Annotated in this window: 13 protein-coding genes; 1 reads left to right on the plus strand and 12 read right to left on the minus strand. The window is 51.9% G+C overall.

The genetic code is table 11. The features are described from left to right. Positions 1-125: 125 nt before the first annotated feature. The 10 genes from K5753_02465 to leuS all read right to left on the minus strand — a co-directional run bounded on the left by K5753_02465 (position 126) and on the right by leuS (position 11,636). Positions 126-1,190, minus strand: coding sequence for an alpha/beta hydrolase (locus tag K5753_02465; protein MCR4726065.1), 1,065 nt, complete (start codon positions 1,188-1,190; stop codon positions 126-128). 169 nt (positions 1,191-1,359) lie between these two features. After that, positions 1,360-1,587: an acyl carrier protein gene (gene acpP / locus K5753_02470; protein ID MCR4726066.1), complete on the minus strand. Its 228-nt coding sequence runs from the start codon at positions 1,585-1,587 to the stop codon at positions 1,360-1,362. 14 nt (positions 1,588-1,601) lie between these two features. Continuing rightward, positions 1,602-2,063: a 4'-phosphopantetheinyl transferase superfamily protein gene (locus K5753_02475; protein MCR4726067.1), complete on the minus strand. Its 462-nt coding sequence runs from the start codon at positions 2,061-2,063 to the stop codon at positions 1,602-1,604. Next, positions 2,060-3,475 (minus strand): replicative DNA helicase, encoded by a 1,416-nt coding sequence (dnaB, locus tag K5753_02480; protein MCR4726068.1) that lies wholly within the window; start codon positions 3,473-3,475, stop codon positions 2,060-2,062. Before dnaB ends, K5753_02475 begins: the two co-directional genes overlap by 4 nt. A 1-nt stretch (position 3,476) precedes the next feature. Then, positions 3,477-4,271, minus strand: a complete 795-nt coding sequence (locus K5753_02485) for a hypothetical protein (GenBank protein MCR4726069.1) — start codon at positions 4,269-4,271, stop codon at positions 3,477-3,479. After that, on the minus strand, positions 4,261-6,030 hold the full coding sequence (gene pepF, locus K5753_02490) for an oligoendopeptidase F (protein MCR4726070.1): 1,770 nt from the start codon (positions 6,028-6,030) through the stop codon (positions 4,261-4,263). The genes K5753_02485 and pepF overlap by 11 nt, the downstream gene beginning before the upstream one ends. Positions 6,031-6,043: 13 nt before the next feature. Next, on the minus strand, positions 6,044-7,219 hold the full coding sequence (locus K5753_02495; GenBank protein MCR4726071.1) for a PTS sugar transporter subunit IIC: 1,176 nt from the start codon (positions 7,217-7,219) through the stop codon (positions 6,044-6,046). After that, entirely contained in the window at positions 7,216-8,352 is a 1,137-nt protein-coding gene (locus K5753_02500) for a patatin-like phospholipase family protein (GenBank protein ID MCR4726072.1), read from the minus strand. Before K5753_02500 ends, K5753_02495 begins: the two co-directional genes overlap by 4 nt. Positions 8,353-8,370: 18 nt before the next feature. Next, positions 8,371-9,228 (minus strand): RNA methyltransferase, encoded by an 858-nt coding sequence (locus K5753_02505; GenBank protein ID MCR4726073.1) that lies wholly within the window; start codon positions 9,226-9,228, stop codon positions 8,371-8,373. Beyond that, entirely contained in the window at positions 9,228-11,636 is a 2,409-nt protein-coding gene (gene leuS / locus K5753_02510; GenBank protein ID MCR4726074.1) for a leucine--tRNA ligase, read from the minus strand. Before leuS ends, K5753_02505 begins: the two co-directional genes overlap by 1 nt. 189 nt (positions 11,637-11,825) lie before the next feature. On the opposite strand from leuS, the gene K5753_02515 reads away from it, so the two are divergent. After that, the gene (locus K5753_02515; protein MCR4726075.1) at positions 11,826-13,085 is read left to right on the plus strand and encodes a hypothetical protein; all 1,260 of its coding nucleotides are present in this window, start codon (positions 11,826-11,828) and stop codon (positions 13,083-13,085) included. Positions 13,086-13,157: 72 nt separating this feature from the next. Here K5753_02515 and K5753_02520 read toward each other — a convergent pair whose 3' ends face one another. Both K5753_02520 and K5753_02525 read right to left on the minus strand, forming a co-directional pair. Next, entirely contained in the window at positions 13,158-14,492 is a 1,335-nt protein-coding gene (locus K5753_02520; protein ID MCR4726076.1) for a metallophosphoesterase, read from the minus strand. A gap of 38 nt (positions 14,493-14,530) precedes the next feature. Next, positions 14,531-15,856 (minus strand): metallophosphoesterase, encoded by a 1,326-nt coding sequence (locus K5753_02525; GenBank protein MCR4726077.1) that lies wholly within the window; start codon positions 15,854-15,856, stop codon positions 14,531-14,533. Between the last annotated feature and the right edge of the window lie 4 nt (positions 15,857-15,860).

Raw genomic sequence — 15,860 nt, forward strand, 5'->3', positions numbered from 1 at the left:
GCCACCCTACTTTTTCCTTCGCGGGGCAAAAAGCACCGCCTGCGAATAAAAAAAAGCGCGCTGAACGCGGCGCGCTTCAAGAAAAAGAAAAGCGCGGAATTTTCCGCGCTTTTCGAGATTATTAATTAGGCTTTCGGCTTCTCCTCGGAAGAAGATTCTTCGATCGCTTTCCGCTTGTCCGCGGCTTTGAGTTTTCTGGTTTTTACCACGCCTTTTTTGACGCGCGCGACCTTTTCTTTTCCGTAGACGATGCGCTCGTTCGGCGGAACTACGCCCGACAGCAAACTCTCCATATAATGGACGGTGGCTTTCAAAACCTTTTTCGAGCTGTGCAACTTCAAATTCAGATACCAGCAATGGAAATCCGCCTTTTTCGCGGAATAGTAATGGACGTACGGAACGCGGTTCTTTTTCAGCGTGTCGATCATCATTTGCCCTTGCCCGAGGCAGAAGACGTCGCCGATCGTATCGCAAATAAAAGCGGGCGGGAAATTCGGTCCGATCCAATCGAGGACGTTTATATAATCTTTATAAACGTAATTATCGAAGGATTCTTGCTTACGCGTGTTGAATCCGAAGACCTTATTTCCGACCAAGTGCGCGAAATCGAAAGGCACGTCTTTATTCGTTAAAGCGGTAACGACGTCGTACGGACCGCAGAACAAAAGCGCGGCTTTGAACTTGATATCGGGTTTTACGCAGCCGAGCGCGTCCGCAAGCTTTTCGTTTTGAACGACCGCGATCGAATGCGCCGCAATCTGCGCGCCCGCGCTGTCGCCCATTATATACAGGTTATCCAAATCGATGTCGTACTCTTCGCCGTGCTCGACGATCCATTGAAGCGCCTTTACGCTATCCCGCAAATATTGAGGGAAAGGGTCTTTTTCGCATAGGTGGTAGCTGATGTTTACGACGCAAACGTCGAGCTTATCGACGAAATATCCGGCGATCCCGGTTCGATACTCTCTTCCGCCGCCCATAAAGCCGCCGCCGTGCACGTTGATCACGGTCGGAAGCTTTACGCCGACTTTATCCTCGTGGCGGTAAATATCGAGCGCGCAAATATTCGGATACTCGGGATCGTAGACGATATTCTTTTCAACGTGAATATTCTTGAACTTATGATAATTCTGCGTAAAATTAAAAAGTACGTCGATCGTTTTGAAAACAACGCGTTGAAAAGACGCCATAATTCCCTCCGAAACAAGTTATTAAATATATTATATCACTCAAAACAGCTTATTTCAAGGGGCAAAAACAAGAAAAAAGGACGTTTTTGCCGCATTTACGGCATAGCGAACGATCGAAAAATTCCGAGCGCCGACGCACGGCGTTCGGAGCAAATGCGGTTTTCTTCTTTTATTCGGATTTTTCCAAATAATCGACGATGTCGGAGATCTTTCTGACAGCCATCGCGACTTCGTCCGGGATCGTCAGATCGAACGCGTCTTCAAACGCCATAATGAGTTCGACGAGATCCAAAGAATCGGCGTGCAATTCTTTGACGAGATCGGTTTCGGGCGAAAGATCCGCCGGGTCGACCGAAAAATGCTCCGCGATGATTTCTTTTACTTTTTGCAAATTCATAGTATTCTCCTTTTTTAATCCAACTCGCGAACGACGAGGCCGCCCTCTCCGATCGCGCAAATCAAATAATCACCGTAGTCCATATATTTCGCGCCTTCGGTCTTCGCGCGGAGAATTTCCGCGTTTACGCCCGTCCCGACGCGCTTCCCTTCCGCCTCTTTCGCTGTCCAGATCTTATAAAAATCATAAAGCGATTCGGCTTTTTCGCTGGCGTGAAACAAACGGCTGAGCCTTTCGACGTTTCTCGGAACGGTGACGTCCTCGATGTCCACGCCGACGGGTTTTAAGGAGCAAGCGAGAACGACGACGTTTCCTTTATGGGAAACCGAGACCTTTACGTCCGAATTTTCAATATAGGGTGCGCCTTGCGGCGTCTTCGAAAGCGCCTTCGCGCCGATCTCGGCGAGTGCCTTATCCAATTTTCCTTTTTGCGTTATGTATAGGAGTATCTCTCCTTCTTTTACGATCTCACTCATTCTTGTTCGCCGCCTTCTTGTTTATTCTCTTGCTGAGAGCCTCCGTCCGCGCTTTGAACGGCGATCTGCTTGATATGCTTCAACCGTTCGCTGTCTGTCGAAACGAATCTGAAATTACTGCCGTGCCACTCATACGCGAGGCTGCCCGTCTGACCGTTTCTGAATTTCTCGATAAGAAGTTCGACGATCGTATCCTCGGGCGGTTGATTCTTCACCTTATGCAGGAACGCGACGATATCCGCGTCCTGCTCGATCGAGCCGCTGTCTCTGAGGTCGTGGAGTTGCGGCTTTTCGTTCAGCTTTTCCGCGCTTCTGGACATCTGCGAAAGGACGATAACGGGGGTGTTGATCTCTTTTGCGAGAAGTTTCATATGACGGCTGATCTCCGCGACTTCCTGCTGACGGTTTTCCTTCCCGGGGAAAGTCATAAGCTGCATATAGTCGATGATAATGAGATCGATCTCGCACTTATGCTCGATCATAAAGCGACGGCACTTGGCAAGGATATCGCCCGGCGTTTGGAGCGTCGTCTGATCGACGTAAATATGGCTTTTCCAAAGTTGCTGGCGCGCCTTATTCAAAAGCACGAATTCATTGAGTTCAAGTTCGCTTTTCGAAATGCTGGTATTTTTGATACCGGTCAACGAACAAAGCATACGCTGGACGAGCTGTTGATCCGACATTTCGAGCGAAAAGATCAAAATATTCTTGTTTTCGTCCCTTTGCGCGATATTCGTCGCGATATTCAAGGCGAACGCCGTCTTACCTACGCCCGGTCTTGCCGCGAGGATCACGAGATCGCTTCTTTGGAATCCGTTCGTGACGTAATCGAGATTCGCGAATCCCGTCATAAGACCTTTATCCGAATCGGGGTTCGCGTGTTGCTCCTCGATCTTATGGATGACTTCGTCCACGATCGGACCGACGGGCGCCAAGGACGATTTCTCCTGCGCCTGCGTAACGCTCAAAATACGCTGTTGCGCGTAGGAAAGGCTTTCCTCGCCGTTTTCCGAAGTGTAGACGTTCTCCGCGATATCTTTGGAGACTTCGAGAAGCTTTCGGAGAAGCCCGTCGCGCTTTAAGATGTCGACGTAATAGCCGCAACCCGCGGCGCTCGGAATCGAGGACGCGATCTGCGAAAGATAGGGGAAATCGCCCGCTTCGGCGAGCGTCCCTTTCAAGCGCATTTTATCCGAAACGCTGACGAGATCGAGCGGATGGCTTTCGAGATAAAGCTCTCGCATCGCCGCAAAAATAGACTTATGAGCAGGGAGAGAAAAATCATCCTCTTTCAGCTTGCCCAAATGGTCCATCGCCGCTCGGTTATCGATCATAAAAGCGGCGAGAACGCTCTTTTCCGCCTCCACGCTCGCAGGGTACGTTCGAATTTTTTTCTTTTCTTCCCGCGCCATATTACTCTCCTTTTCCCAAATCGAACACATCGTCCTTTTCGATCTCATCGTTTACGGGCGAATTCCCCGCGCCGCTATCGGGATTGATCGCAAAAGTTCGACGATTTTTTCCGTTCGTAATAGCTATTATAACAAATAATATCACAAGACTCAATACGAAAACGCAAATTACCGCGCCGTACACGATAGCTACGTTCAATCCGTAGCTTCGAATGACGACGTTCAGCGGCTTTCCGGATTCCGCTTTCCAAGTATGGTAATACATCGCGCCCTTCTTTTCCACGCGATCGGCGTTCGAGCGAACCGAGGCGAACCGCGTTCCGAAGACGTAATACATTTCGCTCGGATCGGGATAATCCGCATACTCTTCGCCGAGCAGCTTGCGGATCCTTTCGGAAACGGCGGAATACATTTCCGTTTCCGACTCGGCGTATTGATAGAGCCCTTTGTTCTTTATATCGGTAGGCTCCGGCTTTTCCTTGCCGGTGATCCCGCGCGCGATATACAGTTCGTTCAGATCGGAATAAACGATCGTAAGCGAGACTCTGCCGGGCTTGGACGCGTCGATCTTACTTCTTTCCTTTTCGTTTCGGCTCAGCTCGGTCGCGACCGCGATCGCTTTGTTTTTGATCTCTTCGGCGTCCGGTGCGTCCGCGTCGTAGGTCAAAACGTACTCGTAATGAACGGAACCGACCTCGTCTATGTAGTACGAATAAGTAAAAGATTCGGCGCACCCCGTAAAGAGCGCGACCGAAAGCACGATCAAAAGAAAAACCGCGACCGCCTTACGCTTCATGACCGCTTAATTCCGAGACGGCTTCCGAGAAAAGCGCGACCGCTTTTTCAAACGGCTCGGAAGACGTCAGATCCACGCCCGCTTCTTTTAAGATTTCGAGGGGCGGTTTGCTGCCGCCGAGCGATAAAAAGCGCATATAACCTTCGAGTGCGCCCTCTTTTCCTTCGAAAATATCCTTGGAGATCGCGGCGGCGGAGACAATGCCCGTCGCGTATTTATAGACGTAATACGACGTGTAAAAATGCGGAATACGCGCCCATTCGTAACGAATGAGTTCGTCCGTCGGCTCTTCCCCGTAATACTTAACGTTCAGCGCGGAATAAATCTCGCAAAGTTCCTCGGGCGTTACCGTTCCGTCGTTCTCGACCTTTTCGTGCGCCGCTTTCTCAAACTCCGCAAACATCGTCTGACGGAAGAACGTCGTTCGGAACATATCCGCAAGATAGGCTAAAAGGAAATTTCTGTCCGCTTTGCCTTCTTTCAGAAGATAGCGGATCAAAAGCATTTCGTTTACCGTGGAAGCGATCTCCGCGACGAAGATCTCATAGCCCGCTTTGGGGAAAGGCTGCGCGGCGTTGGATTTATAGGAATGGATCGCGTGACCGAGTTCGTGCGCGATCGTAAAGACGTCGTGCGTCGTCTTCTTGTAGTTCAAAAGGACGTACGGATGCGAAGTGTACGTTCCCCAAGAATACGCGCCGCTGCGCTTGTTTTCGGTCTCGTAGACGTCGATCCAGCCCTCGTCTCTCGCCTTTTCAAGCAAGCGAACGTAATCTTCGCCGAGGCAGGACAGCGCGCGGATCACGAGATCGTACGCGTCCTCGTATTCGAGTTTAATGTCGGCGTTTTTCGCGACGGGGACGTGCAGATCGTACATCGTAAGCGAGGGAAGCCCCAACGCCTTCTTGCGATAATCCAAATACTTTTTAAGCGCGGGAAGCCCCGACTCCACCCCTTTCAAAAGGTTCAAATAAGCTTCCACACTGACGTTCTCGCCGTCCATATACATTTCGAGCGCGGTCTTATATCCGCGGAAGAACGCAAAGAATTCGTCCTTCTCGATGTTGCCGAGATACAACGCGCCGATCGTGTTGATCATATCCTTATACGCCGAGAACATACTCTCGTACGCTCCGCGGCGAACTTCGCGGTTCGCGCTCATCAAAAGTTCGCTGTACACGCCGTGCGTAAGGCGGACGGTTTCGCCCGCGTCGTTTTTTACGTCCTTAAACTTGACGTCGGCGTTATCGAACATCGTAAAGGCGTTTTGATAGCCGCCCGCGACTTGGGAGACGCGCGCGAGGATCTTCTCTTCCTTATCGGAAAGATAACGCTTGCGGTTTCTCGCGAGTTCGGTCAAGACGTAGGAATAATCGGAAAAGGCTTCGAGCGAAGAGAGTTCGAGCAATTCTTTCTCGGAATAAGAGGAAAGGATCTCCGGCGTTATGAAACTGGACAATCCCGAAAGTTCCGCCGCCAGCGTCCGTATGCGCCCGACGCGACTTTGCGACGAGGAAAGCGCCGTGTCCTCGTCCTGCTTCATTTTTGCGAAAACGTACAAATTCTCCAAGACGATCGAACGCGCGCTCTCTTCTTTCAAGCAGGCGAGCAAAACCTCTTTATCCGCGAGCTTTCCCCGATAAGCGGCAAGCGCGTCTTTCGAAGAGGAAAGATCGGAAAAGGCTTTTTCCCAATCCGATTCTTTAATGATGCTGTCCAAATTCCATTTATAACGAGGATCGATCTGATCTCTTTTCATTTCACTCCCCCAATCAATCGAGTTTTTGATCGCCGAACGCGATCGCACCCTTCTTCCTCAAAAGTTCGCTGACGAAGAAGGAGACCACGGCGGGGATCACGAACAAACATAAGATGACGCCGATCGTGATCTTCCAAGCGGGGATTGAAGCCGCTTGCGAAGCGTCGATCGCGCCGAAGACGCCGACGAGACCGCTCGTCCCCATTCCGCCGCCCGCCGCGTTGCAGCGAAGGTCGAGAAGGACGGCGACCAAACCGGAGACCGCGCTCGCCGCGATCTCGGGAACCAAGATCACGGGCTTTTTCATAATGTTCGGGATTTGAAGCATACTCGTTCCGATCCCTTGCGAGATCAAGCCGCCGACGCCGTTTTCACGGAAAGACGCGACCGCGAATCCGATCATATGCGCCGCGCATCCCGCGACCGCCGCGCCGCCCGCGATCGACAAAGCGTCCGCATACTTTGCGGAGACCGCCGCCGTGATCGCGATCCAAATCGCCGCGGAAGAAGTCGGCATCGTCAGAAGTATACCCATAACGATCGCGACGAATACGCCGACGATGATCTTGACCGCCGCGCCCGCCTCGATCGCGAGAGCGATGCCCTTTCCGAGCAGTTCGATGAGTTTGATAAAGGGGAACGCGAGGAAAACGCCGCCGAGGCAGAGAATCATCATTCCGAGCGGAACGAGGACGATGTCGAGTTTGGTTTTACCCGCGTATAAAGAAGCGATCTCCACCGTAAAGAGCGAAAGGACGTACGATCCGATCGGGTTACCGGGCGCACCGAAGGCGAGAGCGAACGCAGCGCCTTTGACGAGGCTGTCCACGAGCCCCGAAGCGAACGCACCCACGAGCCCCGTGACCGCCGCGGTAAAGACGACGAGGGGCTTCGCTTTGAGCTTATTCGCGATACCGACGCCGATCCCCGCTCCCATTAAAGATTTCGCGATCTTCGCGATCGCGTTTAACGTGTTCGCGAAAGAATTCTCGCCGCACCAAGAGGCGATCTGCGCAAGGATCGTTCCCGCGATCAGCGTGCAGAAAAGCCCTTGCGCCATTCCGGAGAACGCGTCGATAAACCAACGGTTACAGAAAAACTTTACTTTTTCTTTTACCGGGCAAGACTTCTTTTCGGGAGCCGCGGGCGTTTCCGTTTCCGTTGTCTTCAATTCGATTTCTTCACTCATTTTTTCATCTCCTCTGCAAACGTGCGGAAAACCGCCGCCGCCTTCATTTGTTTTTCATCGCCTTTCGTGGGTTTCGCGGGATCGAACGCGAGCGCCGTTTCTCGAAGAAATTCCTCCAAAGAATATACTTTCCACCTTTCGACGCCGTAAAACTCGGCGAAGGTCTCGAAAAAGCGGATCCAGATCCGATCGGCGGCGCGATTCGTCATTCCGAAAATCTGCCCCAAAAGAAGGGTCAGCATCGCGAGTTTTTCCTTGTCGTCCCCACCGATCGAGATCCCGAACGACAAGAGCGCTTTATTTATGAAGTCGCCCGTTCTCGCAAGCGTTTTCGCGAGGTCGCGCATCGTAAAAGATTTCAGATAATAAGTTTTACCGGTCAGGGAATCCAAATGGCGCAAAGCGTCGAAATAGCCCATACGCAAAGAGCGATTCAAAGTCGCGCTTGAAAAGTTGATGAGCTGTCCCGCCGAAAAGGTGGGATCGATATATTCGATCTTGACTTTTTCTCCCTGCTTCGGCTTATAACTCAAATTCCCGCCGAGGCGGATCGCCGTAATGTTTTCGTAGCCTTTTTCGACGAGCATCGAAAGCGGAAGATTATCGATCATACCGCCGTCCCAATAGCGCGTGCCTTCGATCTCGACTTTTTTGAAAAGAGGAAGCGCCGCCGACGCCATCATAAAATCAATGAGTTTGCCGCGCGGAATATCGTTTATAAAAAGTTTTTTGAGATTCTTTTCTTTGCCGCCTTCTACCGTTACGAGCCCGAAATTGATTTTCGAAGAGCGAAGCGCATCCTCGTCCACGTTCTTTTCGAGGATCGCGCGAATGCGCGACGTGTCCACACCTTGGGTCAGGATGTTAAAGGCGGACGAAGCGACCGAGCGGAAAGAAAGCCTGCCGCCCTCCGCGATGCGATCCACGGGAAGCACGTCCGTCAGATCGAGGTTCTCCCATAAAGAATAGAGCTCGTCGATCTTTCCCTGCGCGACCATCGCCGCGTTTAAGCAACCGACCGACGCGCCGACCGCGCAGTTAAACTTGTAACCGCGCTCTTTCAGCGCTTTGATCGCGCCCGCTTGAAAGGCGCCTTTCGCGCCGCCGCCTTGCAAACACAATGCCCTTTTCATCTCTCTCCGTGTGGAATGCTACCGCTTCCCGCCGATTTTATTTTTTACGCACGCTTCATACAAAAGAACGGTTCCCGCGACGCCAACGTTCAAAGAATCGCACTTCCCGAGCATCGGGATCGCCACGAGGGAGACATCCTTATCGTACCAAGCGCGGCTGATCCCGTAGCGTTCGCTCCCGAGGACGAACGCCACGCGTTTGCCGTACGGCAGTTCGTAGTACATTTTTTCCGCGCGGCTGTCCGCAAGATAGACGGTAAAGTTCTTGCTTTTCAAAAACTCGAACGCTTCGTCCGCGTCTTCGAATTCGACGATCGGGACGTTAAACGCCGCGCCCATCGTGCTGTGGATGAATTTCGGGTGCGTAAGACGCGCTTTGCGATTGACGATGACGACCGCATCCGCGCCCGCGCCGTCCGCCACGCGAACAAGCGTACCCATATTGCCGGGGATCTCGATCCCGTCCAAGACGAGGACGACCGCTTTGTCGTCGAAAGTCAAGTCGGACGGCTTCGTTTCCTTCATTTGGCAAACGGCGATGATCCCGTCCGGTTTATCCTTTTCCGCCACGCGCTCGAAAACTTTTTTACTGACCGTAAAAGCGGTTTCGGCGACTTTCAAAAGATTCTCCGCGAGCGTGACGCACTCTTGCGTGTAAACGCATTCGGGCGCGATGATCACGCTTTCGACCCGAAGCCCCGCGTCCAGCGCGAGAGAGGCGAGCCAAAAGCCTTCCGCGACGAACATCCTCTTGGGATTGGGTCTCGAATTGGTTTGAATCGCTTTGATCGTCTTGATCGCGCTATGCCCCTCGCCGACGTTCAAAAGACGATACGGCGCGAGGATCTCTTGCAGTCTTTCGCCGACGTCTTTCATTATCTGACGATAAAGTTTATGATCTTTCCGGGGACGTAGATGACTTTGACGATCGTCTTACCCGCAAGCGCCTGCGCTGCGTCCGAATCCATCACGGCGGCGACCGCTTCTTCCTGCGACGCGTCGCGGGAGACGGTGATCCTGCCTTTGAGTTTTCCGAGGATCTGGACGGGGATCTCGACTTCGCTCGAAACAAGATGCTTTTCGTCGTAGACCGGCCAAGCGCTTTCCGCGATGAGCGTCTTATTCCCGATCATTTCGTTAATCTCTTCGGTGACGTGCGGCGCGACCGGATAGAACAGCGTCAAAAGGGTTTTAAGCTCCCCTTTCGTGATATAGTTATCGGCGTAGATCTCGTTTACGAAGCCCATCATCGCGGCGATCGCGGTATTGAAGCCCGTCGCTTCATAGTCTTCCGAGACCTTCTTGATGAGTTTATGGATCGAGCTCGTGTGCTTCGCGCTGTATCCTTCCTCGTCCGTAACGATCTCGGCGAGTCTCCAAAGCCTTTCGATGAAACGCTTACAGCCGACGATCGAATTATCCGACCAGGGCGCGGGACGCTCGTAATCGCCGATAAACATGATATACGTTCTCAAAACGTCCGATCCGAATTTGTCGATGCACTCGTTCGGGTTGACGACGTTTCCGAGGGATTTGCTCATTTTGTTTCCGTCGCTGCCGAGGAGCAGACCTTGCGCCGTGCGTCTTTTATACGGTTCGGGGAACGGCACCGCGCCGATATCGTAAAGGAAGCGGTTCCAGAAACGGGAATAGATCAAGTGACGCGTAACGTGCTCCATACCGCCGTTATACCAATCCACGGGGCCCCAATATTCGAGTTTCTTTTTATCCGCAAGCACGTTGTCGTTCTTCGGGTCGATATAGCGCAGGAAGTACCAAGACGATCCCGCCCACTGCGGCATCGTGTCCGTCTCGCGGCGCGCTTTTCCTCCGCACTTCGGGCAAGAGCAATTCACCCAATCCGTGACGTGAGAGAGCGGCGATTCGCCGGTATCCGTCGGCTTGTAATTTTCGAGATCGGGCAAGCGGAGCGGAAGCTCTTCCTCGGGAACGGGAACCATTCCGCATTTGTCGCAATAGACGATAGGAATGGGTTCGCCCCAATATCTTTGACGGTTGAACGCCCAGTCTTTCATATTGTAATTGACCTTTCTTTCGCCGATCTTTCTCTGCTCGATATAGTCGATCATCGAAGCGATCGCTTCCTTGACGGGCTTTCCGTTCAGGAAATCGCTGTTGATCATAACGCCGTTATAAATATCGGTGTAGGCTTCTTTTTCGAGGTCGACTTCTCCGTCGATGACCTGAATGATCGGAAGAGAATATTTCTTCGCAAAATCGTAGTCGCGGGTATCGTGCGCGGGGACCGCCATAATCGCGCCCGTGCCGTAGCCCATCATAACGTAATCCGCAACGAAGATCGGGACTTCTTTCTTCGTCAAAGGATTGATCGCCTTTACGCCTTTCAGCATAACGCCCGTCTTGTCTTTTTGAAGCTGGACGCGCTCGAATTCATTCTTGCGGCGCGCCGCTTCGCGATAGGCTTCGACTTCCGCCATATTCTCGATCTTGTCTTTGTTCTCTTCGATCAAAGGATGCTCGGGAGCGATACACATAAAGGTGACGCCGAAGATCGTGTCCGCACGCGTCGTGAAGACGCGAAGGTTGCCGCCCGTCGTTACGGGGAAATCGATCTCCGCGCCGTAGGATCTGCCGATCCAGTTCTCCTGCTCGGTCTTGACCCTCGGAAGGAAATCCAAGCCTTCGAGCCCGGAAAGGAGCTTATCCGCATAGTCGCGGATCTTCAAAAACCAAACGTCCTTTTGTTTTTGGATAACGGGCGAGCCGCAGCGATCGCATTTGCCCCCTTGCGATTCCTCGTTCGAAAGGACGACTTTGCAGTTCTCGCAGAAATTGACGTAGGTATTGCTGCGATAAGCAAGCCCGCGCTTGAACAGCTGAATGAAGATCCATTGCGTCCATTTATAATAAGACGGATCGGTCGTGTCCACCGTGCGATCCCAATCGAAGGAATAGCCGACGCGTTTGAGCTGAGAAACGAAGGTCTTGATATTGCGGTCGGTAACGATGCGCGGATGCTGATTGGTCTTCATCGCATAGTTTTCGGTAGGCAGACCGAACGCGTCCCACCCGATCGGGAACAGGACGTTATAGCCTTGCAATCTTCTCTTTCTCGCGATCACTTCCATCGAGGTGAACGCGCGGATATGCCCGACGTGTAACCCCGCGCCGGAAGGATACGGAAACTCGATCAAACCGTAAAATTTCGGCTTATCGCTGAAATCTTTCGCTTTGAACAATCCTTTCTCTTCCCAAATCTTTTGCCACTTCGGTTCGATTTCCTGCGGACGATAGTCTTTCATAATTCTCCTTGGCGTACGAAACGCATTTTTATTCTTATAATATTTAATAATATTATACGGCGATCGGAAAGTCAAAGATTTTCGGGGACAAAGCGCGAAAACGAAGCGAAATCGCCGCGCTTTCCCGTGATACCGCCCTTCCGCGTTTATTTTTCCCGAAATCGGCGATACTGAATACGGAGGTAAAAGATGAATCCTTTTGAATTAAAACCGATGGAAATGGAACAAACTTTCAAAGAGCGCAAAGACCTGTACGGATACAGCTACGACAAGCATAACGCGAATCCCTATTCCAAACTCCGCATCATTTTGATGAACGGAACGGAATTCGAAGAGGTCTATTTCGGTCATAACGCGATGCGAAACGAAGCGCGCGGAGATCTGAGGCGCGATCTCGCCCTGCTTCGCCGCTCGGAGCAAATGCAACAAAAACGCATCGCCTGCCTGAAACCGATCAGCGAAAGCGTCCTCGAAAACACGATCGCCTACGAGCAACTCGCCGTGGATCTGACCGCGACGATGGCGGCGCGGGAACACGATCCCTACGTCAAGCACTGCATGGATTTCGCGCTGCTTGAAGACTTCGATCACCTGTATCGCTACGCCGATTTGATGAATATGGAGACGGGCGAAAAAGCCGAAGAACTCGTCGGCGGCTATACCGAGATCATGCCGGGACGCCCGACGATCGCCGAACATCGCCACCCCTACGACGACGTAAAACGCCCGATCAACGCGGCGAACGCTTCCCTGCTTACGAAATTGCAGGTCAATATTATCACGGCGGCGGAACAGCAAACGATGAATTATTATATGAACCAGTGCGGCTTCTATAAATCCGACCTCGGAAGACGGCTCTATCAGGAGATCGGAATGATCGAGGAACAGCACGTCAGTCAGTACGGTTCTCTGATCGATCCCGTCTGCTCTCCGCTCGAAAAACTCTTGATGCACGAATACACCGAAGCCTATCTCTATTACAGCTGCTACGAAACCGAAACGGACAAAAAACTCAAAGATATTTGGGAAGAAATGTTTTTGCAGGAAGTGACCCATTTACACTTCGCCGCGGAACTTTTGAAGAAGTACGACAAGCGGGAATGGAAGCAAGTGATCCCGAATGCGAATTTCCCCGAATTGCTCGTAATTTCCGAGCAAAAGGAATACGTCCGTAACGTCCTCAAACACACCGTTACGGAGACCGCGATGCGCGAAGATTTCGCCTCGGTGGACAGTTTGTCCGACACCTTCGATTTCTTCGATTATCAAAAGCGCGTAAACGGAAGCGCGACGGGCGTCGCGAGCCACGAAGTCATCGAAAGACACATTCAAGAGCTCGGCGAAGACTATCGCTACCAGATCAAAGATCACCCCGTCTCCGCGCTTCGCAAACGCGACGAGGATAATTACACGCTCGGCAGAGTAAAAAGCAAAGTCGGCGCGAATTGACCGATCGAAGCGAAAAGAGCGCCCGCCGAACGGCGGACGCTCTTCTTTTATTTTCGAGTGATTCGCAGTATTTTACGCCGCTTGATACGGCATTCCGTCGATGACGCGCGGAATCAAAGCATAGTCTTTTTCATACCAAACGCTGTACAGATCGAAGGAAGAATCCGCCTTGATCTCGATCACCGCATATCCCTTCATAAGATTGGTGGGATCGTCGGTCTTGCCGTTCGAATATAAGCTGTACGTCGCGTAGCCCGAGCAAGTGCCGTACGCGAGATAGAGAGGTTTTTCGCCCGGATCGCAGTCCTCGTACAGAATAGAGTTATTGATGTGATCGTGACCGTTAAACAAGGCGTTCACACCCGCGCGAAGCGATTTCATCAAGTCGTACATTCCGTTGTTATAATCGGACGAGCAGCAACCCTCGTAATTCGCGGTTCCCTCGACGACGTTCCATCCGTCCTTGATCACGATTCTTCCGATCACGGAACCGCCCTTCTTAACTTCGCTGTTCGGGACTTCCGTCCAACCGCTCGGGACTCCTTCGCCCGCGGGCAAGTACTTCACGTTCGCCTGCTCGACCAAGGGGATATGGATAAAGAGCATCGTTTTGACGCCGTTCGTCAGATTATTCGTCACCTTTCTGACTTGCTCTTCGTACCAAGTCTTTTGGCTGTCTTTCAAGAAATCGTAGCTGTCTTTCGCCACGCCGACTTTCTTCGCGTCCGCTTTCGTGATCGCGTCGCCGGAATCCATAAAGATCATCGACTGAACGACCTTATAATCGGCGCCGAGGAGGTTGACGACGAAGTTTCCGATGCCCCAAACCTTTTCGCCGGATTCCGTTCTTTTAACGTCGTCGTCCAAAAGCGCGTGGGGATATTTTTCGAGGATGGACATCAGCTCCGCTCTCGAAAGCGCGAAGATTTGATCGCCTTCGTGGTTTCCGAGGCAGTACGACCAATAAATCCCGAGTTTTTCCATGATCTCGGCAAGTTGGATCGCTCTCGATCTGCCGCGAATGCTCGTTATGATATCGCCGGTCAAGACGATGTAATCGGGTCTTTCTTTATACATCGCGTCAAGGAAATTATTGATCGTGCGCTCCGTCCCGTCCATCTTGTCGGACAAGTGCATATCCGTAAATTGCAAAACGCGCCAAGGCGAATCGTCGATCAATCCGTTTTCTTGCATTTTGACGAGCGCGGGCGCGTCGGTCGGGTTGCCGCCTTCGTTCGGAGCAAGCAGCATTACGTTGTTCTCGATCGGCTTCACCCTGCTCCAATCCACGCGCATCGGTTGCGGCGCGTACAAAAGGATCAATAAGACGCAGACGATGACGAAAAGCGCGATGCAAACGGCAATGATGATTTTTTTTCTGACCGGAGTGGTCTCTTCCATACTCATAGGTTTCCTCCCGAAGTAAAGTCTCTTTTTCGTTATGATCAGCGAACGACGGGTTCGGACGCGAGAACGCGCGGGATCATCGCGTATTCCACGTCATACAAAACGCTGCTGAGATCAAAGCTCTTATCCGCGTTCACGCTGATCACGTTGTAGCCGCGCATAATGTAGTTATCCTTATCCGACAGCCCGTACTTATAAAGGTTATAGCCCTGAATTCCGCTACACGTCGCGTAGCAAAGGAACAGGGGCTTTTCCGTGGCTTCATTGTAGTTTTCATAAAGAACGGTGCTGTTGATATGATCGTGCCCGCAGAACAAAGCGTTTACGCCCGCACGAAGCGATTTCATCAAATCGTACATCCCGTTATTGTAATCGGAGCAATAACATTTTTCATAGCTTGCGGTTCCGCCGATCAAATTCCAACCGTCTTTGACGACCATGCTGCCGACCAGCGCCCCGTTGACGGAGAGTTCGCTACCCGCCGCAAAATACCAACCGTCCTCTTTCGGAGTCCCGACTTTCAGGAATTTCGCGTAGCCCTGCTCGACCAAGGGAATATGGATGAAGAGCATCGTTTTCGAATTCGCGGCAATCGCTTTTTCGACCTGCTCTTTGTACCAAGTCTTTTGGCTGTCCTTCAAATAATCGTACGTTCCGCCCGCCACGCCGAGTTTTTTCGCGTCTGCGGAAGAGATCTTGTTGCCGCTGTCCATAAAGATCAAGGATTGCGAAAGTTTATAATCCGCGCCGAGAAGGTTGACGACGAAGTTTCCGTTACCCCAAACTTTCTCGCCCGTCGAGGTTTTCTTGACGTCGGCTTGCGTCAGGCAATGCGGATAGGAAGAAAGGATCTTGACGCACTCTTTTCTCGAAACGGTAAAGGGATTGGAATCTCCCTCGTGATTTCCGAGGACGTAGCCCCAGTAAATCCCCATCTTTTCAAAGATCTCGGCGAGTTGCTTCGCGCGGGGTCTCCCGCCCTTTCTCGTGATGATATCGCCCGTGATCGCGACGAAATCGGGTTTTTCTCTATTGAGAGCGTCGATGAAATGATCGATCGTGTTATTCGTCGTTTCGAGTTCGTGAGAAAGGTGCATATCGCTGAATTGGAGGATTTTCCAAGGAGAATCGTCGATCGTTCCGTTCTCGTTCAGTTTCACGAGCGCTTGCGCGTCCGTCGTGTTCCCGCCCTCGCCGGGAGCGAGAAGCTTTACGTTCGAATCGATCTTCTTTACCTTTTCCCATTTGATCTTCATCGGGATCGGCATAAACGAAACCAATCCGAACACGATAAAGCCGACGATGAGGACGACGGCGACGATAATGATGATCTTCGCTTGCAGTGACATGGCTACTTCTTTCATAAAG

Source organism: Clostridia bacterium, assembly GCA_024685775.1.
Taxonomy (GTDB): domain Bacteria; phylum Bacillota; class Clostridia; order Christensenellales; family CAG-1252; genus CAG-1252.